Here is a 23,974-nt window from a genome sequence, read left to right on the forward strand (position 1 = left end):
ATAATGTAAGATTTTTCATCATTCTCTGACTATACAAATTATACGTCAATAATATAGGATTTAAGAATGAAAAAACTTACCTCAAACGATGTTACACCTGAAGAAATTTTCTACCAACGTCGTAAAATTATTAAAGCCTTCGGATTAAGTGCGGTGGCAACTGCATTACCAACGTTTAGTTTTGCACAAGAAAGTAGCGACTTGAAAGCACTTGAATATAAAAAATCAACAGAATCTACTTTAATTTTAACCCCCGAAAATAAAGTAACCGGCTACAACAATTTCTATGAATTCGGTGTAGATAAAGGTTCTCCTGCACACTATGCCAAAAAATTTCAAGTAAACCCATGGAAACTGGAAATTGGAGGAGAAGTCGAAAATCCTTTTACGCTCAACTATGATCAGCTTTTCACTCAATTTCCCTTAGAAGAACGTATTTATCGTTTCCGTTGTGTTGAGGCTTGGGCAATGGTAGTACCTTGGATTGGTTTTGAACTCAATAAATTATTAGAAAAAGCCAAACCGACAAGTAAAGCAAAATATGTGGTATTTCATACTTTGTATGATCCCGAGCAAATGCCGGGGCAGAAAAATCACTTCTTTGGAGGCGGTATTCATTATCCTTATGTTGAGGCTCTTACCCTCGCCGAAGCAATGCACTCTCTCACATTAATGTCAGTAGGTTTATATGGAAAAGCATTAGCACCGCAAAATGGGGCACCGATTCGCTTGGTTGTACCTTGGAAATATGGCTTTAAAAGTATTAAATCTATTGTCAAAATTACCCTATCGGAAACACGCCCTCGCACTACGTGGGAAAGTCTTGCTCCCAATGAATACGGCTTTTATGCCAATGTAAACCCTAAAGTGGATCACCCTCGCTGGTCTCAAGCCTCCGAACGGGTCATTGGTGCCGGCGGATTATTAAGAGTGAAACGACAACCTACACTCATGTTTAATGGATATGAACGAGAAGTGGCACATTTATACAAAGGATTGGATTTAAGGATCAATTACTAATGTTGGCATTATTACGTATTATTATTCACTTGAGCTGTTTAGCTCCATTAATATGGCTTTTTTTCGTACTTTTTTCAGGAAATGAAACCGCACTTGGTGCCGATCCGATCAAAGAAATTGAACATTTCTTAGGCTATACAGCTATTTTGATTTTCTGTGCTATGTTTTTACTCAGTATCCTATTGCAACTATTGAATAAAAACCAATACCAAATTTTACGCCGTCCTCTTGGTTTATGGGCATTTGTATTGGCATTATTGCACGTTGCCAGCTATCTTTTCTTGGAATTAGGATTTGATTTCTCATTATTCATAAATGAAATTATAACTCGTCCTTATCTGATTTTAGGCGGTATTGCTTTTTTAATTTTGTCGGTAATGGCAATAACATCATTGCCTAAAATAAAACAATGGCTCGGTAAGCGTTGGTTCCAAGTACATCAGCTTGCTTATATAGCAATTATCTGTGCGGCAATCCATTATTATTGGTCATCAAAAAGTGTAACTTTAGCACCGATTGTGGTAAGCCTAGCAGTGGTTGGGATCGTTATTTGGAAATATAGCGGAAAATATCTCTTAACATTTTTGCATAAAAAATAGACATTTTATTGTATAAAACTCTCCTGATTTTCACCGCACTTTTCCGCTAATTGAATGATCATTTCACACAAAAAGCGACAACTAAGTGTCGCTTTCTACCTTTAAGCAAACCATCCTGCTTGATGGGCAATAAATAATAATGTGAACGCAGTTAAATACACTAAACCGATTATAGAAAGCCAAAATAACCCGCCTCTTATCCGATGTTCGCCCTTTAATACAAGCGAAAGATTTAACCACGCAAAAATAGGCGTTGAAACAAAAGAAGCGATCATGGCAAATTCTAACATTGGACCGACAGCATTATTGAAGTAGAAAATAATCGCTAATCCGGAAAGTGCGGCAAATAATATCGCTAAATTTAATGTTCTTAAACTACTTTGTTTTTTATTTAAAATTAAACGTAAACATTCCACATTTGAGCGAGAATATCCATCAATTACCGTAATTGTTGTACCAAACATACACATAAAAGCAATAAATGCAATAAGTGCTTTTGCCCATTCACCAATCGTTGAAGCATACATATTAATCAATTGTGCAATATATTTTCCACCAACCATTTGAACCGTTTCACCTGAACCAAATTGGACTAGTGCACCCAGTGCAAGAAATACAATGGCTAAAATTGCAGTACCAATATAACCGACATTAAAATCCCAAATGCCGTCCTCATAAGATATTTTTGAAATACGGCGTTTAGCGACTACCCACATTGAATTGATTGCAGAAATTTCAATTGGTGCAGGCATCCAGCCCATCAATGCAACAATAAAAGCAAGTGCACTTAGACTCCATGGATTTGGGGCAATATAATCTTGCGAAGCAACGCCATTAATACCATTACGCATTAATGCAATAATTACAGCAGTTAATGTTGTCAATGTTAATGCAATCATAATGAGTTTAGATAAACTATCTAGCAAACGATATTGCCCAAATAACAAAATAAATAAGCTAACGCCAATAACAATCAGACTCAATGTAGGAACCGGAACAGAAATCGGCAATACAAAAGTTAAAATCGCCGCACAAAGCAAGCCTACTGCGGCAGTATTAATAACCGTTGAAAAAACATTTAATAAGAAAAATACCCATAGATAAGATTTCCCTTTTTGGCGATAACCTTCAAGTAACGTGTTACCGCTATCTAAAGTATATTGCACACCAAAACGAAAAAATGGATATTTAAATAAATTCGCTAAAAGAATAATAATGGCTAATTGCCAACCATAAATAGCACCTGCCTGTGTCGACGCAATAATATGCGAACCGCCAACAGCCGCTGAAGCCATTAAAATACCAGGACCCAGTGCACTTAATTTTTTTGCCCAAAAAGATTGATTTACTTGTTGATTTTCTTTCATAAAAATTCCTACTAACCATCTAACGAATTAAAATTCTAAAATATTTAAATATAAAAACAAGAGAAAAATAAAAAATAAAATTCTAATAAAGAAGATTTATAAACAAAAAATAATTATATAAATCCAAAATATTTAACTTTACTAGATTTTAATGCTATTTTTTAAAAAATAAAAAGAAATAAACTCTAGAAATTAAGAAGTTAGCAAACAAATAAAAAACATATAAAAAGTAAAAGCAAAGAACACAATTTCTGTAACAAGATGAAAAACCGAAAAATAAGATGGCTGGGGTACTAGGATTCGAACCTAGGAATGCCGAGATCAAAACCCGGTGCCTTACCGCTTGGCGATACCCCAATAGATATTCTAAATCTGAGTCAATTAAGAAGTGATTAGGATAGTATGGCTGGGGTACTAGGATTCGAACCTAGGAATGCCGAGATCAAAACCCGGTGCCTTACCGCTTGGCGATACCCCACCTACTAAAGATTTGCAAGCTAATGAATGGTGCGGGACGAGGGACTTGAACCCACACACCTCGCGGCGCCAGAACCTAAATCTGGTGCGTCTACCAATTTCGCCAGTCCCGCAAACATGGTGGCTATGACGGGATTCGAACCTGTGACCCCAACATTATGAGTGTTGTGCTCTAACCAACTGAGCTACATAGCCATATCATTTGCATTACCCTCATCGGCTTTGCGGGGCTAATTATGCTGATATATACCTTACTCGTCAACTATTTTTTAATGTTTTTTTTGATTTCAGTGCTGTTCGCATATAGATTATACAATTCAGATAAAAAGCATCTTATACTGTTTTTAATAACCGTTTATGATTGATGTCGAATAATCCAACAATTATGAATTTGTTTATTCCGTTCAAAATCTAAAGGTAACGTTTTAGCAGAAATTTCTACCGCACTTAACTCTAATTCTTGCAAACCGTCTATATCCATTTTAAAACCTCGTTTATTATTGGAAAAAACGATAGTTCCATTTGTTCGTAGGATACGCTTTAGATTTGCCATTAACTTAATATGATCACGTTGAACATCCCAGCTATCTTCCATTCTTTTAGAATTAGAAAATGTGGGAGGATCAACAAAAATCAAATCGAATTGACGATCACATTTATTCAACCACTGCAAACAATCTGCTTGAATTAGTTTATGCTGTTTACCTTCAATATCATTTAACAACAAATTCTGTTCTGCCCAATTTAAATAAGTATTTGACATATCTACCGTGGTTGTTGATTTTGCCAACCCCAACGCAGCATGAACCGTTGCAGATCCTGTATAAGCAAATAAGTTAAGAAAATCTTTCCCTACAGCCATTTCTCCCAGCATTTTACGGGTCAAACGATGATCTAAAAATAACCCTGTATCCAAATAATCAGTTAAATTTACCCATAATTTTGCACCATATTCATGCACATAAAAATACTCTCCCTTATTAGCGAGTTTTTCATATTGACTGGTGCCTTTTTGTTTTTGACGTACTTTTAAAATTAATTTATTCGTTTCAATACCTGTTACCGATAAAATAGCACTTACAGCATCCAATAAACGCTGACGAGCTTTATTTTCATCAACATTTTTAGGTGCCGCATATTCTTGTACTATAATATGATCCGCATAGCGATCAACCGCCAAATTGTATTCAGGTAAATCGGCATCATATAAACGATAAGCATCCAGTTTTTGTTGATTAGCCCATTTATCAATTTTCTTGATATTTTTACGTAAACGATTAGCGAAATCTTGTGCAACTTGTGTATTTTCCGATACAAAAGTCAATGTTTTTTCTTGCGAATTTTCAACCGCACTTTCTACCTGTTTACGAACAGCAATATGGTAATTTTTTTGGACACAATCTAAAGGACCGTTTTTTGCCTTAAATTGACGATACGCACGTAAACGTAAACAATCCAGCAATGCAGGTTCTCCACTAAAAATTGAAACGTTCCAATCTGCAAACTCTGTTTTTAATTGACGACCGAATACAGAATATAAAGCAATTAAAGCCGGAGTAGTGCCTAATCTTTCACCATAAGGCGGATTACAAATCACTGTTCCTATTTCTTGTTCAGTTGGATTTTTCAATCCTGCAACATCACCTTGTTGCCATTTAATGAGATGTGAGACCCCTGCATTTTGAGCATTTTTCTGTGCTTTCTTCAATACTCGATGATCCAAATCAAAGCCCCAAAAGTGCGGTGTTAATTTTCGATTAAATGCCTGCTCTGCAAGCTCAACTGCCTCTTGCTTTACTTTTTCCCATACAACTTGATTATGACCTTTCCAAAAATCAAATCCCCAATGTAAACGATGTAATTGTGGTGCTATCTGAGCTTCCATTTGTGCTGCTTCAATCAATAAAGTGCCGGAACCGCACATAGGATCAACAAGAGGTGTCCCTTTTTCCCAACTGGAACGTAAAACAATTGCAGCAGCTAATGTTTCTCTTAACGGTGCTTTCCCTGTATCTTCACGATAACCTCGCAGATGCAACGCCTCTCCGCTCAAATCGAGAGATACAACTAACTCATCTTGATTTAAATAGGCATGAATACGAATATCGGGATACTCTTTATCCACATTTGGACGTGTTTTTCCATGACGCTCAAAATAATCTACAATACCATCTTTAACACGCATTGCACCGAACTGAGTATGGCGAATTTCTCTATTAGTACCGTTAAAATCTACCAAAAAAGTAACTCGTTCATCAAAATGAGTCAACCAATTTTGTCCAACAATAGCAGAATATAAATCTAAATCACTATAAATTTTTGTTGTAATAAGCGGTAACAAAATACGAGAACTCAATCTTGACCATAATAAAATGCGATACTGCGTTTCATCATTCGCAATAAAGTGAACTCCACCTTGTACAACTCGACATTCTTGAGCACCAAGATCCGTTAATTCAACTTTTAAAAGTTCTTCAAAACCACGTGACGTAGTAGCAAAAAGTTGTTTCATTCTATCTCTCTATAAAGTAAAAATTGGGCGAAAGCCCAATTAACATTAATGATTAAATTGCGTGCTATGTAGCTGTTTATAAGCACCATTTAAGGCTAATAACTCTTGATGAGAACCTCTCTCTTTGATTTCACCCTGCTCAATCACTAATATTTCATCTGCTTTCTCAATAGTTGATAAGCGGTGTGCAATAACCAATACCGTTCTATCTTTCTGCAAAGTTTCCAAAGCGGCTTGGATTGCACGTTCCGACTCTGTATCTAAAGCAGAAGTTGCTTCATCTAAAATCAAAACCGGCGAATCTCGTAATAAGGCTCGAGCAATAGCCAAACGCTGACGCTGTCCGCCTGATAAACTCGCACCGTTCTCACCAATCACGGTATCCAAACCATTTTCTAATTTTTCGATAAACTCCATAGCATAAGCCGCTTCAGCCGCTTCAATAATTTGCTCACGAGTACATTTCTCTGTAACTGCATAAGCAATATTGTTAGCAATAGTATCGTTAAACAAATGAACTTGCTGTGAAACAACCGCACAATGTTCACGTAAATTTGCCAAAGTATAATCTTGGATATTCACCCCGTCTAAAGTAATTTTACCTTGTTCAACATCATAAAAACGAGTAACCAAGTTAGCTATAGTCGATTTACCTGAACCGGATCGTCCCACCAATGCAACGGTTTTACCTTGCGGAATAGTGAAAGAAATATTATTCAATGCCGGATGTTCTTTTCCACTGTAACTGAAAGTAACATTTTCAAACCGCACTTCCCCTTTAACTGTATCTACAACATGTTTCCCTGTATCCTTTTCAGTTTCGAGATCTAATAATGCAAATAAAGTCTGACAAGCCGCCATTCCACGCTGAAATTGTGCATTTACGTTAGTTAAAGATTTTAGTGGTCGCATCATAGCAAGCATTGATGAAAAAACGACAGTAAATGAACCCGCACTGAGATTTTGTGTCATGATTTCCGGTAGTGTTGCCAAAAATAAAACGGCAGCAAGTGCAAATGAGGCTATTATTTGTACAACCGGATCGGAAATTGCACTAGCTACCATAACTTTCATGCCTCTACGACGCATATTATTACTTACTTGATCAAAACGCTCTTCTTCAATTTTTTGTCCGCCAAAAGCTAAAACAACTTTATGGCCTTTTAACATTTGTTCTACTGAAGAGGTTAAATCTCCCATGGAGTTTTGTAAATTTTTTCCCAATTCACGAAATTTTTTTGACACTATACGAATGATAATCGCGATAATTGGACCAATAATAAAAAGCACCAAAGCCAATTGCCAGCTGGTATAAAACATGACCGTGAGTAAAGCTATGATGTAAGCCCCCTCACGTACAATTGTAACTAGCGAACCTGATGAAGAATTTGCTACTTGTTCACTATCATAAACAATACGTGACAGTAACCTCCCTACCGAATTCTGATCAAAAAAAGTAACGGGCATATACATTAAATGCCTAAACAATCTACGACGCATCACCATCACAACTTTACCCGAAACCCAAGCTAGACAATAAGTTGAAATGAAATTGGTGACCCCACGAACAAATATTAACAAAACCACCACAATAGCCATTATTCTCAAGAGCGAATTGTCAACTTTACCAAAACCTTCATCCAACACCGGTTTTAACATTTGGATGAGTGCCGCATCAGCTAAAGCATTAAATACCAATGCTGCAGCAGAAGCAATTAAGCCTAATTTAAAAGGTGCTATTGTTGGCCATAGCCGTTTAAATGTTTGTAATGTAGAAAGATCTTTATCTTGCATATTCATACTTCTATCGTAAAAAAATTGAGTGGCATTATACATTTATTTAAATTACAAGCCAATTAATCCTCTATACCAAGGGCTAAACTCTGTCCTTGCGGTTTGAATTTGAATATCTTTTCCTTTAAATGTTAAACGGATTTGGCCGGAAATGGCCGTATTATAGACCGCACTTTCAACCGCATTTAAGCGTTTGACGACATCTTGATGCGGAAATCCCCACGGATTCCAACGTCCACTGGAAATTAAAGCAATTTTAGGCTGAATATGCTGTAGTAATTTCTCACCGGTTGACGTTTTACTACCATGATGTCCGACCTGTAACACATCAATCTTACCCAAGTCAGACAAAATTTTATATTCAGTCGCCACATCAGCATCTCCTGTTAATAGTACTTTATGCTGTCCATCTGAAATTATCAGCACACAAGAATCCGGATTATTGGCTCTCATCACAATTTTACTTGGCGATAAAGCTTCAATATATAACCCTTGCCAATGCCATATTTTTCCTTTTTGACAAGCAATATGCGGTCTATTTTCTGGAGAATTCTCGTACTTTTTTAATGAGGGACTAATAAACTCAGCATTCGGATAAGCTTGGAAAATATCTTTTACTCCACCTGCATGATCATTATCATCATGACTTAATATAACTTTATCAAGAATAATACCCTGTCTTCTTAGATAAGGAATAATCTCAATTTTTGCCATACTACCATTTTTCCAGCTTGCTCCCGTATCATACAAAATTCCATGTTGATTTTTTACCAATAAACTTGCCAATCCTTGACCAACATCTAGAGTATCAAATTGCCATTGTGTGTTTTTTAATCGCCCTTGTTCATATAGCGAAAAAAACCACAGACATAAAAAAATAACAAACATAGCTGAACTGACCACCATACCATATTGATATTTTTTATGTGAAAAACCGTCCGAAAAATTCAACCGTATAGGGTAAAAACTTTTTTTTCTAACTTTTCTCAATAAAGATAAATCATCGTCGGTTGAACACTTAATAATCCATTTACAGCATAAGGTGAAGAGCAAAGCTAATATAGCTGAAATAAAATAGCTTTCTGCAAGAGAAATATTGATCCACTGATTTGGTAACAGCTTTAACAATTGATTGATCCATATAGCAAGCTGATCAGCTATATTCCAGCTATTTAACGCACCTTCCGTCAGTACAGCAAAAAGAATAAGTGGAACTAACAAAAAACTGAACAAAGGCAACAATAATAAATTAGCCCAAAATCCATTTAAGGCGATACCATTAAAAATTAAGAGTTGGATAGGTGTAAAAAACCACAAAAGCCCAAATTGCAAATGAAAAAGACCGATAAAATACCGCACTTTTTTCAAGGAAGATTGTGCCAAAGGCTTTTCTTTCCATAAAAATAAATTTAGCGGTATCCATTGATACCACATGATCAAACAACCTACCGCTCCGATTGATAGCCAAAAACTGGCTGACAATAACATAAATGGATTAAGTATCAGTAAAACACAAATAACCCGCAAAAATAGTTGCCAAACACTATAGGAAACTCGACATATACGACACAAACAAACTATAAATAAAGCGACAATCGCACGAAAAGTAGGAATTGAAAATCCCGCTAATTCTGCATAACAGAATGCTAAAAAAATCCCTAATATTAAAGGAAAATAAGGTTCAATATAACGAGTAGGGAATAATAATTGAATAGCTCGCCCTAATGTAAAACCGATGAACATAGCTAAACCAATATGCAACCCTGAAATTGCAATTAAATGTGCGGTATTGGTTTGTTGATAAAGTTGCCATAATTCCTTGTCTAACCATGCTCTTTCACCAAAACCCAATGCAAGCAATAAACCTTGTGAAACTAAATTGGAAGTTTGTTGTAAAGCTTGATTCAGTCGAGTAGCTCGCCAAGAAAAATCCTCACCAATTTTCACCGCACTTTTTACTGTGGCATAAGCTGTAATTTCTTTTGCTAAATACCAGGTTTGACGATCAAATCCTCCTATATTTAATCGAGAAGAAATCGGACGAATGTGCATATTTACTTGCCAAATTTCACCAACTTGAACCTCTTGCTCAGTACGCCAATTTAAATAAATTCGCTGTGTTGGCAAAGATGAGGTGAATTTTCCTTCTGCGATCACTGCTTGATAGTCTTTCTGCTGAATAATTTCAGCTATTTTAACGTTAGTTTGTACTTTTTTAGGTAAGCGGGTAATATGCTCACTTTGTTCCAACAAGTTTAATGCTTGATAATGAAAAAATCCCAACCCAAGAACAAAAATGAAAAATAGCTTTAGAACACAGCGAAAAAATACTGCTTTAACACCAATATATCCTAACCCAAGAACAAGACATAAGATCAATATCCATTGCCAATTCAATAAAAAAATACGAGGCGTAATTAGCAATGTCATTGCACTCACTAAAATAACAAAAAGGTAATGATCAAGGTTGAATTTCATTGATAAATTGAAGATTAATTAATTCTTAATCTACAATATGAAAAAAATACCCATAAAAACCAAGTCAGATAAACTTATCTTGGAATACAAATCACAAAATCAACAAAATAATAGAAAAAAATGAAGAGTTAACATAAATTTATTTGCTTATTTGAGCAACTTCTGATATTTATAGTGCCTTTAAAATCAGCTGTTCCATTTTTTGGAGTTTTTGAACAATCATAACCAGTTTGCAAAGTGCTTTCTTAAGTTACAATCAATTGTAAGCCACAGAATGAATAATTATTAGGAGATTTAAATGTCTAAGTCATCTTTAAGTTTATTAGTGCTCGCCGGCGTTGACCCTTATAAAGAAAAAAAAGGCGAAGAATATATGAACGATGAGCAACGTTCTCATTTCAGAAAAATTTTGCAGGCTTGGCAAACACAAATTCAGGAAGAGACATCTCGTACTGTAGCACATATGCAAGATGAAGCTTCGAACTTTCCGGATCCTGCTGATCGTGCAACACAGGAAGAAGAATTTAGTTTGGAGTTACGTGCGAGAGATCGTGAACGTAAATTAATGAAAAAAATTGAACATACATTGAAAAAATTAGAAACAGACGATTTCGGTTATTGTGATTCCTGTGGTGTAGAAATCGGTATTCGTCGCTTAGAAGCTCGCCCGACAGCAGATCTTTGTATTGATTGTAAAACGTTAGCTGAAATTCGTGAAAAACAAATGATCGGTTAACCAATTGATCAAATTTGGATAATGTAAAAATAAATTTTGGAAACGTTTTTTGATAGTTGGTTTGTTAGCTTAAAAGAAATTTTAGAACATAAATCAATTGTTAGTGTTAATACAAATAAAGTGCGGTCTTCTCTGCCGCACTTTTGAATTTTTATAAAACTACAAGATATTAAAAAAGGGGTTTATTATTTTAAAATTTATTCAAAATCTGTTAAGAAAAAAAAATAAAGTAGCTAAATTACCAAGCTCAAATTTGCCTCTAACAGTTTCTACTTCAAAACATAAAACTATCTCTCAGGAAATGCGAACTGAGTCGCCTTTTATTGCAACAAAACAGCGATCGATACACAAAAATCAACACAATAAATATGTTGTCAAGGCGTCTCAATACGGAATTATGCCACGTATGATCAGTCGTAATGCACTGTCAGTTGTAGAAAAATTACATCGTAATGGTTATGAAGCTTATATTGTTGGCGGTTGTTTAAGAGATTTATTATTAGGCAAAAAGCCAAAAGATTTTGATGTTGCAACTAATGCTAAACCTGAGCAAGTTCAAGCTATCTTTCAACGACAATGTCGTTTAGTGGGGCGTCGTTTCCGTTTAGCTCATATTATGTTTGGACGTGATATTATTGAAGTGGCAACATTCCGTGCAGCACACACGGACAATCATAATGAACGCCAGGCAAAACAAAATAATGCCGGTATGCTATTGCGTGACAATGTTTATGGAACTATTGAACAAGATGCCGAACGCCGTGATTTTACCGTCAATGCCTTTTATTATAATCCGCAAAATAATACATTACGTGATTATTTCAACGGCATTGAAGACCTCAAAGCCGGAAAGTTACGTTTAATTGGCGATCCAGTTAAACGCTACCAAGAAGATCCTGTACGCATGCTTCGTTCTATTCGCTTTATGGCAAAACTGGATATGTTTTTGGATAAGCCTAGCCAAGAACCTATCAAAAAAATGGCTCATTTATTAAAAAATATTCCTCCGGCAAGACTTTTTGACGAAAGTGTAAAACTTTTACAAGCGGGTTATGGTATAAAAACTTATCAGTTGTTACGTGAATACGGATTGTTTGATCAATTATTTCCCACGCTTACATCTTATTTCACCGATAAAGCGGATAGCTTTGCAGAAAAAATGATTATTACCGCTCTTACCTCTACAGATGAAAGAGTTGCCGATAACTTACCAATTAATCCTGCCTTCTTGTTTGCCGCTTTCTTCTGGTATCCGCTAAGAGAGAAAGTTGAAACACTCAAAAATGAAGGTAGTTTCAATAATCATGATGCTTATGCTCTAGCAAGTAATGATATTTTAGATGCTTTTTGTACCGCACTTGCCGCACCACGTCGTCATACAACTGTCATCCGAGATATTTGGTTTCTACAGCTTCAACTGCTTAAACGCACCGGTTCTGCTCCGATGCGAGTCATGGAACATGCCAAATTTAGGGCGGCATTTGATCTCCTCGTTATGCGTGCACAAATAGAGGGGGGTGAGGCAATTGAATTGGCAACTTGGTGGCATGAATATCAACTTAGTAACCAAGATCAACGTGAAAGTTTAATAAAAGAACAACAACGCCTTAATCCGAAACCGAAGAAGAAATTTTATCGTTCAAAAAAACATCGGAAATCTACGCTATCATCATGAAGACTGTTTATATCGCTTTAGGAAGTAACCTTGATACGCCTATACAACAACTAAATCTGGCACTAGGTTCATTAGCTCAACTCAAAAGTTGTAAATTAAGTGCGGTAAGTTCTTTTTATCAAAGTAAACCTCTTGGTCCACAAGATCAACCGGATTACGTGAATGCGGTTGCTTGTTTAAAAACCGAATTAGATCCCATAGCCCTATTGGATCAATTACAACATATAGAAAACCAACAAGGACGAGTGCGGTTACGTCGTTGGGGTGAACGTACTTTAGATTTAGATATTTTGTTATATGGCAATGAAATTATCCAAAATGAACGCTTAACAATTCCTCATTACGATATGAAAAATCGTGAATTTGTTATCATTCCTCTTTATGAAATTGCACCACATCTCATTTTACCTCATGGCGAAAAATTAGCGGATATAATGCTCAATTTCACTCATCATCAAATGCAAAAATTATAAAATTTAAGGCAAATATCATAATATTTGCCTTATTTGCTGAACTAATTTTCAACTTAAACATTGTTGAATTTTTTTTCGAAGGATTTGACGTCGTTGACTATAAATTACAATAAGTTTTCCACTCACCATTCACTGCGGTACCAATCACGTTAAATTGATTATCAAAGACAGTTAAGTTTGCAATCTTGCCCACTTCAATCGAACCTAATCTATCATCAACGCCGATTGCACGAGCCGGATATAAATTACACATACGTAAAGTTTCATCTAGAGGAACTTCAACATATTTCACCATATTTTCTACCGACTCTATCATAGTGACCGCCGCACCGCCTAATGTACCATTAGCGTCATAGCATTTTCCATCTCGCACATAGATTGTTTTTCCAACAAATTGAAAAGATTCAATATTGGCTCCGGCGGCGGCTGTCGCATCAGTCACAATACAAAGTTTATCGCCTTTCAACTTTTTATCCAGTTTGATATTTTCAAAACTCACATGTAAACCATCGGCAATAATACCGCTATAAATATCACTATCTAATACTGCACCAACGACACCCATTGCACGTCCAGAACTAATTGGCGACATAGCATTATGTAAATGTGTTGCAAAACCTGCTCCTAGTTGAATAGCCTTTTTTGCAACTTCATAGCTTGCATTGCTGTGTCCTAAAGAAACCAAGATCCCATTTTTTACAAACTCAGGAATATGTTTTGCGGTTGGATTTTCTGCTGCTAAAGTAATTTTAGTAATGACATCCGCATTATCACATAAGAAAGATTTCATCTCGGGCGTAATTTCTCGAATATATTCATCACGATGCACACCTTTACGCTCAACACTTAGATAAGGTCCTTCTAAATGCAAACCTAATGCTTGATTTTGATATTTTTCCAAATAATCTCGCATGACTTGCACCGCACTTTTCATCCCTTCATCAGGTGAAGTGATAAAAGTCGGAAGATAGCTTGTCGTACCGGAGCGTAAATTCGTTTCTTGCATAATCTCTAATGTGCGGACACTAATATCTTCATTAAACATTACGCCCCCACAACCATTTAACTGCAAATCAATAAAACCAGCGGTTAAATTATTACCTTTTAAATCAATACGTTGAATTTCATTACATAGCTGTTCTTCGGAAACAATGGCTGAAATTTTATCGTTTTCAACCACTACTGCATGTCCGTACAGCACTTCTTTTGCCGTATAGATCACACAATTTATAAAGGCATATTTCATTTTTTCGTCCTTTTAATCAAGCACGCTATGAATAGCACGTTGTTCCAGTTCAGTAAAATACTTAACCGTTTTTACTTTTAATTCTTGTGTTGCCGGTTCATCACAAACAAAAATAGCATGACGATGTAATTGCAATGCACTAATTGTCCAAAAATGATTAACATTTCCTTCAACACCAGCTTGTAAAGCCAAGGCTTTATTATGTCCTGTTACCAACAACATAACTTCTTCCGCATCTAATAAAGTTGCAACTCCAATAGTAAGTGCATATTTAGGCACTTTAGTTACATCATTATCAAAAAAACGAGAATTGGCAATTAATGTATCTTCTGTTAATGTTTTAATTCGAGTACGAGAGGCAAGAGAAGATGCCGGCTCATTAAAGGCAATATGCCCATCAACCCCTACACCGCCCATAAATAAGTTAATCTTACCGTAAGATTTAATTTTCTCTTCATAACGGCGACATTCTTCATCATGATCATCTGTATTCCCATCTAAAATATTAATATTTTGTGGCTGAATATCGATGTGATTAAAAAAATTATTATACATAAAAGAATGATAACTTTCAGGATGTTCTTTAGGTAGACCTACATACTCATCCATATTAAAAGTTACAACATATTTAAAACTCACTTCCTCCGCTTGATACAGTTTAATTAACTCTTTATATGTCTGTAATGGCGTTCCTCCCGTTGGTAAACCTAGTACAAACGGACGTTCTGCAGTAGGAGCGAATGTATTAATACGGTCAACAATATATTTTGCAGCCCATTTACTGACTTGTTGTGCTGTTTTTAATGGAATTAAACGCATAAAATCACCTTAATTATTTCGATATTGTCATGTACAAAATGAAGTTTTATTTCAGAAATAGAATAATAAATAAAATTATACACTAAATCTAATAATAATTAGCCTATTTCTTAAAATAGTGATCTCAATCACAGATAAATAACCGCTACATTTGGATTGTTCCACATTGCGAAACATATTATTAAGCAACATTAATGGTGTCGGTATAAAGGATAATATAAACCTTTTGATTTACCATTTTTCCAACGCTTGTTGATCGGATTCTCGATGTTCAATCCAACGTGTACCTTGGCAAGTTTGTTCCTTTTTCCAAAAAGGGGCTTTGCTTTTTAAATAATCCATAATGAATTCATTAGCCTGATAAGCATCACCTCGATGAGCTGTGCTGACACCCACTAAGACAATTTCATCACCCGTATTTAACAAACCGACACGATGCACAACTGCAACTCGATAAAGTTGCCAACGTTTTTTTGCCTCGACAACAATTTCCTGCAAGGCTTTCCCTGTCATTGCCGGATAATGTTCCAAATATAAACCGGAAACCGAATCGCCCAAATTCATCTCTCTTACTTTACCGATAAAAATAACCGCAGCACCTACGCTATGAGGCTCGGTTAGCCATTGATAAATCGCATTTTGATCAAAATTTTGCTCTTGAACGGAAATTTTAATATCTGGCATTTATCCTCCCGTAACAGGTGGGAAAAATGCAATTTCATCTCCGGAACGAACCGCACTTTCCAACGGTTTAAGCGTTTGATTAATCGCAACCAATAGCTTCCCTTTCTCTAAAGCTAATGCCCATTTATCACCTTTTTGGCTGAGATGTTGACGTAACTGCTCTGCTGTTGCAAATTCCGCTTTAACCTCTAATTCATCAACACCGATTAATTCTCTCGTTTGTGCAAAAAATAATACTTTTAACATCTTTATAAATTCACTTCTTGTCTATTCAGCAATAAAATGCCCTGATTTTCCACCGCTCTTTTCAAGTAATCTAACCTGTTCAATAACAATGTCTTTTTGTACTGCCTTGCACATATCATAAATGGTCAATGCAGCAATACTGGCGGCGGTTAATGCTTCCATTTCAACGCCGGTTTTTCCACTTAATTTACATATACTTTCAACACGAACACTACTTATTTCAGGAAGTGCGGTCAAATTTACTTCAACTTTTGATAATAACAATGGATGGCACAACGGAATAAGTTCCCAAGTACGTTTTGCCGCTTGAATTCCGGCTATACGTGCAGTAGCAAACACATCACCTTTATGATGCTGCCCTGAAAGGATCATGTTCAATGTTGTCGGCAACATTCGAACGAATGCTTCCGCTCTTGCTTCACGAACAGTATCTTGTTTAGCAGATACGTCTACCATGTTCGCTTCACCTTGATGATTGATATGCGTAAATGTTGTCATATTTTCCTTTTATCCTCCAATACTCGCCAAATGATTTCGAATACCGCTATCGCCAATATGTAAAAAATGATGTTCTCTTTTACTTTGCAATGCTGTAAAAATTCGACTTTTTAATTGGTTCTGCTGCTCATCAAATTGCAATAAATCTCGTAGATCAATTCCTTCTTCACCAAATAAACACAAGTGTAATTTTCCCTTTGCCGAAACTCTTAGACGGTTACAACTTGTGCAAAAATTTTTTTCATAAGGCATGATCAATCCAATTTCGCCCTTATAATCAGGATGTGCAAATACCTTTGCCGGTCCATCTGCACGTTCTTTTTTCTGTATGCTCCACCCTTCTCTTATAAGTTTTTCCGCTAAAATTTGACCTGATAAATGGTATTGATGAAAAAATTGAGCCATTTCGCCGGTTTGCATCAATTCAATAAATCGCATTTGAATAGGACGCTCTTTGACCCACATTAAAAATTGATCAAACTCCCTATCATTGAGAGATTTCATTAACACTGAATTCACTTTAATTTTTTCATAACCAATTTCAAAAGCACGGTCAATTCCTCGCATAATATCGTGAAATTTATCAACGCCGGTAATCGCATGAAACATTTTAGGATCAAGGCTATCCACGCTCACATTGATTGCACTGATTCCCGCTTTTTTCCAATCCTCAACTTGTCTAGCCATTTTGTAGCCATTAGTCGTCAATGCAATATTTTTTATTGTTTCAATAGCACGAATATTTTCAACAATGGACAGGAAATCTTTACGAAGAGTTGGCTCACCACCGGTAATACGAACTTTTTCTGTACCTAATTGTGCAAAGGCATTCACCAATCGTTTAATTTCAACCAGATTCAGAAAACTGGGTTTTGTGCTTTCCGCTCGATAGCCATGAGGTAAACAATAGTTACAACGAAAATTACACATATCCGTGACAGACAAGCGTAAATAATAGTATTTACGTTGAAACGCATCAATAAGATGATTTTCAATAACATTATGAATAGAAATAGATCTTTGCATTAGACACCTTTTTAAATAAGAAAGGATAAGTCGTTTCCAATATTATCCCTGAGCAATTATATTTGCTGGCATTGTTTCCTTATTTTTCAACTTAGGTAAACAAGCTCGGAGTTATGCGATAACGCTCGTATTTTAAAGAAATTTAACTCATTAGCCTAGTCTTAAATGAATGAAATTAAAAAATTGTAATTTAGTACATAAATTTAAGTGATAAACATTCACCTTAAGCATTTCAATCTTTATAATAGGTGAAATTTTATGGAGAGATATTATGGCAACAATTAAAGATGTGGCAAAAATGGCGGGAGTATCCACAACAACGGTCTCCCATGTCATCAATAAAACACGTTTTGTTGCAAAAGAAACTGAACAACAAGTTTTGCAAGCAATAAAAAACCTCAACTACTCACCAAGTGCGGTTGCCAGGAGTTTAAAAGTCAATACAACAAAATCTATAGGAATGATTGTTACAACTTGTGAAACTCCCTATTTTGCAGAAATTATTCATTCCGTGGAAGAGCTTTGTTATCGACAAGGTTATTCTCTATTTCTATGCAACACGCAAAATAATCCGGAGAAAATCAAAAACCATCTCGACATGCTGGCTAAAAAACGTGTTGACGGCTTACTCGTTATGTGTGCTGAATATACTCAAAACTCTCTTAATCTCCTTGCCGCATTCGAAGATTTGCCGATGGTTGTCATGGATTGGGGACCATTTAATGAAAATACGGATCTTATCCAAGATAACAGTTTCTCCGGTGGATATATTGCGACAAAATATCTGATTGATAATGGTCATAAAGATATTGCGATTATTTCCGGAGAATTAAAAAAAACTACCGCAGTAATGCGTTATCAGGGATTTGAAAAAGCAATGCAAGAAGCAAATCTGGCTATCAATCCTGACTGGATCATGGAGGGCTTCTTTGAACCGGAAGATGGCTATGAATGTATGAATAAAATTCTTGTGCAAGATAAACTGCCGACTGCAGTCTTTTGTTGTAACGATGTTATGGCATTGGGTGCAATTTCAGCAATTGGAGAAAAAAGTTTGAAAGTGCCTGATGATATTTCAGTTATTGGTTATGATAATATTCATGCCTCACGCTTCTTTTCTCCCCCTTTAACAACGATACATCAATCAAAATCTCGTTTAGGTGTACAGGCAATTAACCTATTGTTTAAACGGATTAGTGAAAAGGGGAAAGAACATGAAATTATAGAAATTTATCCTGAGCTTGTTATTCGCAAATCAGTGAAAACGCTATAAAATCTATCTTAAAATAAATCTCCATAATATTTTTGTAGGTATTTATTTTTTTATCTATTATCTAATTGAATATGTTCAAACAATTTTTTCACCGCATTATTATCTCTTAAACGTTCAGCTTGCTCGACCAATGTTCGAGTTAAGTGCGGTGAGAAATATTGAATAAAATCGTACATATAATTTCTTAAAAAAATACCATGTTTAAACGCTATTTGTGTCATACTCGATCTAAATAAATGGCTTGCATCAAGTGCAACTAAATCATTGTCAGCCTCAGTGTGTGCCATTGATGCCATTATTCCTACGCCTAACCCTAAACGGACATAGGTTTTGATAACATCGGCATCTGTCGCTGTGAAAACAATGTTAGGCAATAACCCCGCACTATTAAAAGCATAGTCTAAATCAGATCCCCCTGTAAAACCAAAGGTATAAGTCACTAGAGGATATTGACCAAGTGCTTCAATTGTCAATTTCTTACATTGAGCCAAAGGATGTTCCGGTTTGACAATTACTGAGCGATTCCACATATAACAAGGCAATAAAACAACGTCATCAAAAAGATATTGTGCTTCTGTTGTAATTGCAAAATCAACCTCACCGAATAAAAGAGCGTCATAAATTTGCGTAGGAGAACCTTGATGAATATGTAAACTTACTTCCGGATATTGTTTAGAAAAACGTCTAATGACGGAAGGTAACATATAACGAGCCTGCGTATTTGTTGTCGCAATACGTAAAACTCCACAATTTGGACGAGTATATTCATTGGCAATTGCTTTAATATTTTGTGTTTTAACTAATAATTCCCTTGCCACGGCGACAATTCTTGCCCCTGCCGGTGTTAGGCCTTTAATATGTTTACCATTGCGTTCAAAAATCTCTAAACCCAACTCATCTTCTAACAACCTAACTTGTTTACTGATACCGGGCTGAGAAGTAAACAATGCGTTAGCCGCATCAGTAACATTCATATTTTGATTAACAATTTCAACAATATAACGAAATTGCTGAATTTTCATAGCAATACCTAAAATCTCAATGAGAAAAAAGGTGCGTCAAAACACACCTTCGATAAAAAATTTATTGTGGATAACGAGCTGCGACTTCAGATAATAGAGGTTGCAACTCTCCCTGTTGAAACATTTCTAGCATTATGTCACAACCACCAATTAATTCTCCCTCTACCCACAATTGCGGAAAAGTAGGCCAATTAGCATAATTCGGTAATGCCGCTCGAATATCTGGATGTTGTAAAATATCAACATAACCAAAAGGGACATTACAATTAATTAATACTTCAACCGCTCTTGCAGAAAATCCACACGACGGGAATTTAGGCGATCCTTTCATATAAATAAGAATTGGATTCTCACTGATTTGTTTTTTAATTTTGTCTAAAGTTTCCATAATATCTCTTATAAGGTAAATTCGGGCTGAATTGTAGCATAATACAATAAAGCCCTAAATAAATATTTAGGGCTTATAAAATCTACTAAAGGATAACGATATTATTTGCTACCTTTCACTGAGATTTCAACACGACGATCTTCTGCTAAACAGGCGATCAGTGCTTTACGGCCTTTAACCGAATCACATTTCATACCAGTCACCGGATTTGCTTCACCGTAACCTACCGCACTAATGGCATCTTGAGCAACACCTTTAGAGACTAAATAATTTGCTACAGTATCCGCACGACGTTGTGATAATTTTAAGTTTGACGCATCAGAACCGATACGGTCTGTATAACCAGCCACAGAAACTTGTGCGGTTTTTAATTGTGCGATTTCACCATAAACACCGTCCAATGTTTGTTGAGCTTCAGGTTTTAATGTATCTTTAGCGAAGGCAAAATTCACATCTGAATTTAAGCTGAACACTTTGTTTACTACTTCAGGTGCCATAACCGGTTTTTGACCGAAACGGTAAGATAAGCCAAGTGTTACCGCACCGATACTTGGTGTATAGTCGAAACGTTTACCATCATTCTTACGTGCTTTACCAACGCCTTTAACCCATTGATATTCCAAACGTAATGCCAATTCCGGTAAAGAAGGTAGGCTGTATTCAACACCCGCTGCGAAAACCGGAGAAACTTTTAAAGTGTTTTTCACACCGTCTGCTGAATTTTCGAAATTTTTAACATTAAGATAATTAGAACGAATTAACGCCGCACCTACACGACCGTAAATATCCAAGCCTTCTAATACAGGGTAGCTTGCTTTTAAGCCTAATTGCATCCCTTGAGCGGTATGTTTAGCTTCTTTTTTATCTTTACGGCCTTTCGCTTGACCGAAATACTCAGAACCCAACTCTACAGCAACATGATCGGTAATTTGGTAACCACCAAAAATACCATAAGCTACTGAATTACGAACTGTTCCTTTCTTTTCTGTAGAATTTTCAAATTGATTAAGACCGTCATGGAAAGATGCCCAACCGGCTTTCGCACCGGCATAGAACGTATTTGCTTGAGGTGCCGCTTGTACAGAAGCGACAAAACCTGCGATAGATAATGCAATAATTGTTTTTTTCATTTGAATTTCCTCTATATTAATTATCAAGAAATTAAGCACTACATGTATTCCGAAGATTTAAACATCTCTAGGAATTAAGGTGGGATTTTAACCTAATTTTACAAAAAAGATAAATTTTTTCTCTGATTTATCTTATTAAAGCCTAAAATTTAAGCAGATTTTCCATTTTTTTTGCTTTAACTAAGAATTCTTTTCTTTCATGACTTGCCATTTGATTACTTGTTCCCGGTAATTTCACTGTTAACGGGTTAACAGGTCTACCGTTAATATGAAATTCGTAATGTAAATGAGCACCGGTTGAACGTCCGGTATTTCCCGATAATGCTATACGTTGTCCTCTTTTTACCGATTGCCCTGGTTTGACTAATGAGCGACTTAAATGCATATAGACTGTCTGATATTCTTTGCCATGTCTAATCATCATATAACGTCCGGCACCGTTAGCCTGATAAGCGACTTTCTCTACTACTCCATCTGCCGGAGCGATGATAGTCGTGCCTACAGGTACAGCAAAATCAACCCCTTTGTGCGGTCGTATTTTTCCTGTAACGGGATGACGGCGAGCAAGATTAAAAGGAGAAGACACCCTAGCTTGACGTAATAAAGGATAACGTGCGAAACCTTTCCCTAAAGTTTCTCCCTGACGACTATAATAGCGTCCATTATTTGCTTGGATTGCGTAATAACTTTTTCCACCGGACATAATATGTATGGCTTCGACCTTGCCTTGCCCAGTCAATTTATTATCCAGATACTCTCTCGAAACTAAAACGGCAAACTTATCCCCTTTTTTTAACTTATTAAGACTTACCTGCCACTGAAGTGCGGTAGTTAATTGAGCAATTTGTTTACTGCTCAAGCCCAAGGCTTTCAAACTGGCATAAAATGATCCTTCTATCTGTCCTTTTAGAACCTCTTCTTTCCAAACACTTTTCTTTTCTAAAATTTGACGTTTAAACTGAGATTCATTAACTCGCTCATAAATACGTTCTTCACGTTCGGAAACAAGCCAATTTAAATATTCCAAATTTCCATCATTATCCAATATCCAATAAATTTGTTGGCCAGCTTTCAGGTTTTTTAATTCTGGATAACTCGCCATCATTTGACGACTTATTTCCTCATCCAACCCTGAATGTTCCAGTACATCTTTCAATTTATCGCCACGTACAACAGTATGAGAAAATTGATCTTTAATCCGCATTGCCTGATCCGCTGCATCTAATAAACTATTTAACGCATCTTTGGCATTATCAGGCAATGATGATATTTCATTATCCAAATTAACTTGATCCGTTTCATCATCCAAACCGTCTAAATCATCATAAGACAATTCACTGTTATTTTTTTCATTTGCAATTGGCATATCAACGGATGTAGGCTTCTGAGAAGAAACATCGTTTCTCAAGAACAACCCTATACCCATTAAAATAAATAAAATAGCTACAAAAAAAACGGCAACTTTTATGTAGAATTTCTTTTTGCGTCTATCTCTAGCTAATTTAATGTGCTGCACCATTCTAATAACAACTCTATAAAATTTCAGAACTTCAATAAGACCGAGAATTGTACTAAAAATTCATTTCATTTCATAAAAAAAATTATACACCCGCATAATTTATAGACATAAATAATTACTACACCTTGTTAAAATAAAAAAAATAAGCTATTTTTCTACTTCAATTTTACCTCAGACATTTGTTTATTATGCAAATTCACTCTCTAAAATATCCATTAATCGAATTAAAAGGCGTTAATGTAACATTCGCACAAAAGACTATTCTAAGCGATATTAATTTAACGATTTATCCCAATTCCATTATGACCATTGTAGGACCGAATGGAGGCGGAAAATCAACATTACTCAAAGTACTATTAAAACTGTTACCCGCCACAAGCGGTGAAGTTATTTATAGCAAAAATGTCGTCATTGGTTATGTTCCACAAAACATTTATTTGGACAAAAGTTTGCCTATTACCGTAGAAAAATTTTTATCTTTAAGAAAAGGGACGCATAAACAAGATATAAAAGATGCTTTAACATTACTTTCCATTGAACATTTACGTTTGAACGCTATGCAAAAACTGTCCGGCGGTGAAATGCAACGTGTTTTGCTAGCTAGGGCTATTTTGAATAAGCCTAATTTACTTGTATTGGATGAACCTACTCAAGGAGTAGATATAACAGGACAAGCAGAACTTTATCAACTGATAAAGCAAACTCAACAACAACTCAATTGTGCCATTCTCATGGTTTCCCATGATCTACATCTTGTCATGGCAGACACAAACGAAGTTCTTTGCGTTAATCAACACATCTGCTGTGCAGGCTCTCCTGAGGCAGTATCCAATGATCCGGTTTTTATTCGTTTCTTTGGCAATCAATTCGCAAAAAATATCGCTTTCTATACTCATCACCATAATCATAAACATAATATTCATGGTGATATTTGTTGTGGTCAAGATTTCCGGTCTACACAATGTAAACACAAAATAAATTAAGGAATAAAA

General features: G+C 35.8%; 21 protein-coding genes, 4 tRNA genes and 1 riboswitch. Of the genes, 7 read left to right on the forward strand and 18 right to left on the reverse strand.

Annotation, left to right across the window (positions count from 1 at the left end):
- Nucleotides 1–66 precede the first annotated feature (66 nt).
- Nucleotides 67–1,020 carry a protein-methionine-sulfoxide reductase catalytic subunit MsrP gene (gene msrP, locus HSM_RS07680; RefSeq protein WP_012340633.1) on the forward strand — a complete coding sequence of 318 codons (954 nt, stop codon included), beginning with the start codon at nucleotides 67–69 and terminating at the stop codon, nucleotides 1,018–1,020.
- Nucleotides 1,020–1,619 carry a protein-methionine-sulfoxide reductase heme-binding subunit MsrQ gene (locus tag HSM_RS07685; RefSeq protein ID WP_012340634.1) on the forward strand — a complete coding sequence of 200 codons (600 nt, stop codon included), beginning with the start codon at nucleotides 1,020–1,022 and terminating at the stop codon, nucleotides 1,617–1,619. Before msrP ends, HSM_RS07685 begins: the two co-directional genes overlap by 1 nt.
- Before the next feature lie 101 nt (nucleotides 1,620–1,720).
- On the opposite strand, the gene HSM_RS07690 is transcribed toward HSM_RS07685, so the two are convergent.
- From HSM_RS07690 to HSM_RS07725, 8 genes are all read right to left on the reverse strand, one after another.
- The gene (locus tag HSM_RS07690) at nucleotides 1,721–2,986 is read right to left on the reverse strand and encodes an NRAMP family divalent metal transporter (RefSeq protein WP_012340635.1); all 1,266 of its coding nucleotides are present in this window, start codon (nucleotides 2,984–2,986) and stop codon (nucleotides 1,721–1,723) included.
- 282 nt (nucleotides 2,987–3,268) lie between these two features.
- Nucleotides 3,269–3,343 (reverse strand) — tRNA-Gln (locus HSM_RS07695).
- A 46-nt stretch (nucleotides 3,344–3,389) separates the two neighbouring features.
- Nucleotides 3,390–3,464, reverse strand: a tRNA-Gln gene (locus HSM_RS07700).
- A 27-nt stretch (nucleotides 3,465–3,491) separates the two neighbouring features.
- Nucleotides 3,492–3,576: transfer RNA gene (locus HSM_RS07705), tRNA-Leu, on the reverse strand.
- A 5-nt stretch (nucleotides 3,577–3,581) separates the two neighbouring features.
- A tRNA-Met gene (locus HSM_RS07710) sits at nucleotides 3,582–3,658 on the reverse strand.
- 160 nt (nucleotides 3,659–3,818) lie between these two features.
- A complete protein-coding gene (gene rlmKL, locus HSM_RS07715) occupies nucleotides 3,819–5,975 on the reverse strand; it encodes a bifunctional 23S rRNA (guanine(2069)-N(7))-methyltransferase RlmK/23S rRNA (guanine(2445)-N(2))-methyltransferase RlmL (protein ID WP_012340636.1) in 2,157 nt (718 codons plus the stop codon).
- A gap of 45 nt (nucleotides 5,976–6,020) precedes the next feature.
- Nucleotides 6,021–7,769, reverse strand: a complete 1,749-nt coding sequence (gene msbA, locus HSM_RS07720) for a lipid A ABC transporter ATP-binding protein/permease MsbA (protein ID WP_041605303.1) — start codon at nucleotides 7,767–7,769, stop codon at nucleotides 6,021–6,023.
- Nucleotides 7,770–7,820: 51 nt separating this feature from the next.
- A complete protein-coding gene (locus HSM_RS07725) occupies nucleotides 7,821–10,247 on the reverse strand; it encodes a DNA internalization-related competence protein ComEC/Rec2 (protein ID WP_041605115.1) in 2,427 nt (808 codons plus the stop codon).
- A gap of 298 nt (nucleotides 10,248–10,545) precedes the next feature.
- Between HSM_RS07725 and dksA the strand changes: the two genes are divergently transcribed.
- The 3 genes from dksA (at nucleotide 10,546) to folK (ending at nucleotide 13,131) form a co-directional block, all read left to right on the forward strand.
- Complete coding sequence (dksA, locus tag HSM_RS07730) at nucleotides 10,546–10,983, forward strand: RNA polymerase-binding protein DksA (RefSeq protein ID WP_012340641.1); 438 nt, start codon at nucleotides 10,546–10,548, stop codon at nucleotides 10,981–10,983.
- A 301-nt stretch (nucleotides 10,984–11,284) separates the two neighbouring features.
- Nucleotides 11,285–12,658: a polynucleotide adenylyltransferase PcnB gene (gene pcnB / locus HSM_RS07735; RefSeq protein ID WP_012340642.1), complete on the forward strand. Its 1,374-nt coding sequence runs from the start codon at nucleotides 11,285–11,287 to the stop codon at nucleotides 12,656–12,658.
- A complete protein-coding gene (folK, locus tag HSM_RS07740; protein ID WP_012340643.1) occupies nucleotides 12,655–13,131 on the forward strand; it encodes a 2-amino-4-hydroxy-6-hydroxymethyldihydropteridine diphosphokinase in 477 nt (158 codons plus the stop codon). The genes pcnB and folK overlap by 4 nt, the downstream gene beginning before the upstream one ends.
- 97 nt (nucleotides 13,132–13,228) lie before the next feature.
- Here the strand turns inward: folK and nagA are convergent, their stop codons facing one another.
- From nagA to moaA, 6 genes are all read right to left on the reverse strand, one after another.
- Complete coding sequence (gene nagA, locus HSM_RS07745) at nucleotides 13,229–14,377, reverse strand: N-acetylglucosamine-6-phosphate deacetylase (RefSeq protein WP_012340644.1); 1,149 nt, start codon at nucleotides 14,375–14,377, stop codon at nucleotides 13,229–13,231.
- 12 nt (nucleotides 14,378–14,389) lie between these two features.
- Nucleotides 14,390–15,196, reverse strand: a complete 807-nt coding sequence (gene nagB, locus HSM_RS07750; RefSeq protein WP_012340645.1) for a glucosamine-6-phosphate deaminase — start codon at nucleotides 15,194–15,196, stop codon at nucleotides 14,390–14,392.
- A 231-nt stretch (nucleotides 15,197–15,427) separates the two neighbouring features.
- Nucleotides 15,428–15,880 carry a molybdopterin synthase catalytic subunit MoaE gene (gene moaE, locus HSM_RS07755; protein ID WP_012340646.1) on the reverse strand — a complete coding sequence of 151 codons (453 nt, stop codon included), beginning with the start codon at nucleotides 15,878–15,880 and terminating at the stop codon, nucleotides 15,428–15,430.
- Nucleotides 15,881–16,126 (reverse strand): molybdopterin synthase sulfur carrier subunit, encoded by a 246-nt coding sequence (moaD, locus tag HSM_RS07760; protein ID WP_011609184.1) that lies wholly within the window; start codon nucleotides 16,124–16,126, stop codon nucleotides 15,881–15,883.
- Between the two features lie 21 nt (nucleotides 16,127–16,147).
- On the reverse strand, nucleotides 16,148–16,624 hold the full coding sequence (moaC, locus tag HSM_RS07765; protein WP_012340647.1) for a cyclic pyranopterin monophosphate synthase MoaC: 477 nt from the start codon (nucleotides 16,622–16,624) through the stop codon (nucleotides 16,148–16,150).
- Between the two features lie 9 nt (nucleotides 16,625–16,633).
- Nucleotides 16,634–17,650, reverse strand: coding sequence for a GTP 3',8-cyclase MoaA (gene moaA, locus HSM_RS07770; protein ID WP_012340648.1), 1,017 nt, complete (start codon nucleotides 17,648–17,650; stop codon nucleotides 16,634–16,636).
- Nucleotides 17,639–17,773, reverse strand: a riboswitch (molybdenum cofactor riboswitch). It overlaps the preceding gene by 12 nt.
- A 148-nt stretch (nucleotides 17,774–17,921) precedes the next feature.
- Between moaA and purR the strand changes: the two genes are divergently transcribed.
- Nucleotides 17,922–18,923, forward strand: coding sequence for an HTH-type transcriptional repressor PurR (purR, locus tag HSM_RS07775; protein WP_012340650.1), 1,002 nt, complete (start codon nucleotides 17,922–17,924; stop codon nucleotides 18,921–18,923).
- Between the two features lie 50 nt (nucleotides 18,924–18,973).
- On the opposite strand, the gene cysB is transcribed toward purR, so the two are convergent.
- From cysB to mepM, 4 genes are all read right to left on the reverse strand, one after another.
- Nucleotides 18,974–19,945 (reverse strand): HTH-type transcriptional regulator CysB, encoded by a 972-nt coding sequence (cysB, locus tag HSM_RS07780; RefSeq protein ID WP_012340651.1) that lies wholly within the window; start codon nucleotides 19,943–19,945, stop codon nucleotides 18,974–18,976.
- Between the two features lie 61 nt (nucleotides 19,946–20,006).
- The gene (grxD, locus tag HSM_RS07785) at nucleotides 20,007–20,333 is read right to left on the reverse strand and encodes a Grx4 family monothiol glutaredoxin (RefSeq protein ID WP_012340652.1); all 327 of its coding nucleotides are present in this window, start codon (nucleotides 20,331–20,333) and stop codon (nucleotides 20,007–20,009) included.
- Nucleotides 20,334–20,434: 101 nt separating this feature from the next.
- The gene (gene ompA, locus HSM_RS07790; protein ID WP_012340653.1) at nucleotides 20,435–21,463 is read right to left on the reverse strand and encodes a porin OmpA; all 1,029 of its coding nucleotides are present in this window, start codon (nucleotides 21,461–21,463) and stop codon (nucleotides 20,435–20,437) included.
- 142 nt (nucleotides 21,464–21,605) lie between these two features.
- On the reverse strand, nucleotides 21,606–22,982 hold the full coding sequence (gene mepM / locus HSM_RS07795; protein WP_012340654.1) for a murein DD-endopeptidase MepM: 1,377 nt from the start codon (nucleotides 22,980–22,982) through the stop codon (nucleotides 21,606–21,608).
- 188 nt (nucleotides 22,983–23,170) lie between these two features.
- Here mepM and znuC point away from each other — a divergent pair, with 188 nt between their 5' ends.
- Nucleotides 23,171–23,965: a zinc ABC transporter ATP-binding protein ZnuC gene (znuC, locus tag HSM_RS07800; protein WP_012340655.1), complete on the forward strand. Its 795-nt coding sequence runs from the start codon at nucleotides 23,171–23,173 to the stop codon at nucleotides 23,963–23,965.
- The last annotated feature ends 9 nt before the right edge of the window (nucleotides 23,966–23,974 follow it).

The organism is Histophilus somni 2336, assembly GCF_000019405.1.
Classification (GTDB): Bacteria; Pseudomonadota; Gammaproteobacteria; order Enterobacterales; family Pasteurellaceae; genus Histophilus; species Histophilus somni.

What these genes read in the sequence shown, in the direction of transcription:
- msrP (WP_012340633.1), top strand. Translation starts at nt 67, where the DNA reads ATGAAAAAACTTACCTCAAACGATGTTACACCTGAAGAAATTTTCTAC.
- HSM_RS07685 (WP_012340634.1), top strand. Translation starts at nt 1,020, where the DNA reads ATGTTGGCATTATTACGTATTATTATTCACTTGAGCTGTTTAGCTCCA.
- HSM_RS07690 (WP_012340635.1), bottom strand. Translation starts at nt 2,986, where the DNA reads ATGAAAGAAAATCAACAAGTAAATCAATCTTTTTGGGCAAAAAAATTA.
- rlmKL (WP_012340636.1), bottom strand. Translation starts at nt 5,975, where the DNA reads ATGAAACAACTTTTTGCTACTACGTCACGTGGTTTTGAAGAACTTTTA.
- msbA (WP_041605303.1), bottom strand. Translation starts at nt 7,769, where the DNA reads ATGCAAGATAAAGATCTTTCTACATTACAAACATTTAAACGGCTATGG.
- HSM_RS07725 (WP_041605115.1), bottom strand. Translation starts at nt 10,247, where the DNA reads ATGAAATTCAACCTTGATCATTACCTTTTTGTTATTTTAGTGAGTGCA.
- dksA (WP_012340641.1), top strand. Translation starts at nt 10,546, where the DNA reads ATGTCTAAGTCATCTTTAAGTTTATTAGTGCTCGCCGGCGTTGACCCT.
- pcnB (WP_012340642.1), top strand. Translation starts at nt 11,285, where the DNA reads ATGCGAACTGAGTCGCCTTTTATTGCAACAAAACAGCGATCGATACAC.
- folK (WP_012340643.1), top strand. Translation starts at nt 12,655, where the DNA reads ATGAAGACTGTTTATATCGCTTTAGGAAGTAACCTTGATACGCCTATA.
- nagA (WP_012340644.1), bottom strand. Translation starts at nt 14,377, where the DNA reads ATGAAATATGCCTTTATAAATTGTGTGATCTATACGGCAAAAGAAGTG.
- nagB (WP_012340645.1), bottom strand. Translation starts at nt 15,196, where the DNA reads ATGCGTTTAATTCCATTAAAAACAGCACAACAAGTCAGTAAATGGGCT.
- moaE (WP_012340646.1), bottom strand. Translation starts at nt 15,880, where the DNA reads ATGCCAGATATTAAAATTTCCGTTCAAGAGCAAAATTTTGATCAAAAT.
- moaD (WP_011609184.1), bottom strand. Translation starts at nt 16,126, where the DNA reads ATGTTAAAAGTATTATTTTTTGCACAAACGAGAGAATTAATCGGTGTT.
- moaC (WP_012340647.1), bottom strand. Translation starts at nt 16,624, where the DNA reads ATGACAACATTTACGCATATCAATCATCAAGGTGAAGCGAACATGGTA.
- moaA (WP_012340648.1), bottom strand. Translation starts at nt 17,650, where the DNA reads ATGCAAAGATCTATTTCTATTCATAATGTTATTGAAAATCATCTTATT.
- purR (WP_012340650.1), top strand. Translation starts at nt 17,922, where the DNA reads ATGGCAACAATTAAAGATGTGGCAAAAATGGCGGGAGTATCCACAACA.
- cysB (WP_012340651.1), bottom strand. Translation starts at nt 19,945, where the DNA reads ATGAAAATTCAGCAATTTCGTTATATTGTTGAAATTGTTAATCAAAAT.
- grxD (WP_012340652.1), bottom strand. Translation starts at nt 20,333, where the DNA reads ATGGAAACTTTAGACAAAATTAAAAAACAAATCAGTGAGAATCCAATT.
- ompA (WP_012340653.1), bottom strand. Translation starts at nt 21,463, where the DNA reads ATGAAAAAAACAATTATTGCATTATCTATCGCAGGTTTTGTCGCTTCT.
- mepM (WP_012340654.1), bottom strand. Translation starts at nt 22,982, where the DNA reads ATGGTGCAGCACATTAAATTAGCTAGAGATAGACGCAAAAAGAAATTC.
- znuC (WP_012340655.1), top strand. Translation starts at nt 23,171, where the DNA reads ATGCAAATTCACTCTCTAAAATATCCATTAATCGAATTAAAAGGCGTT.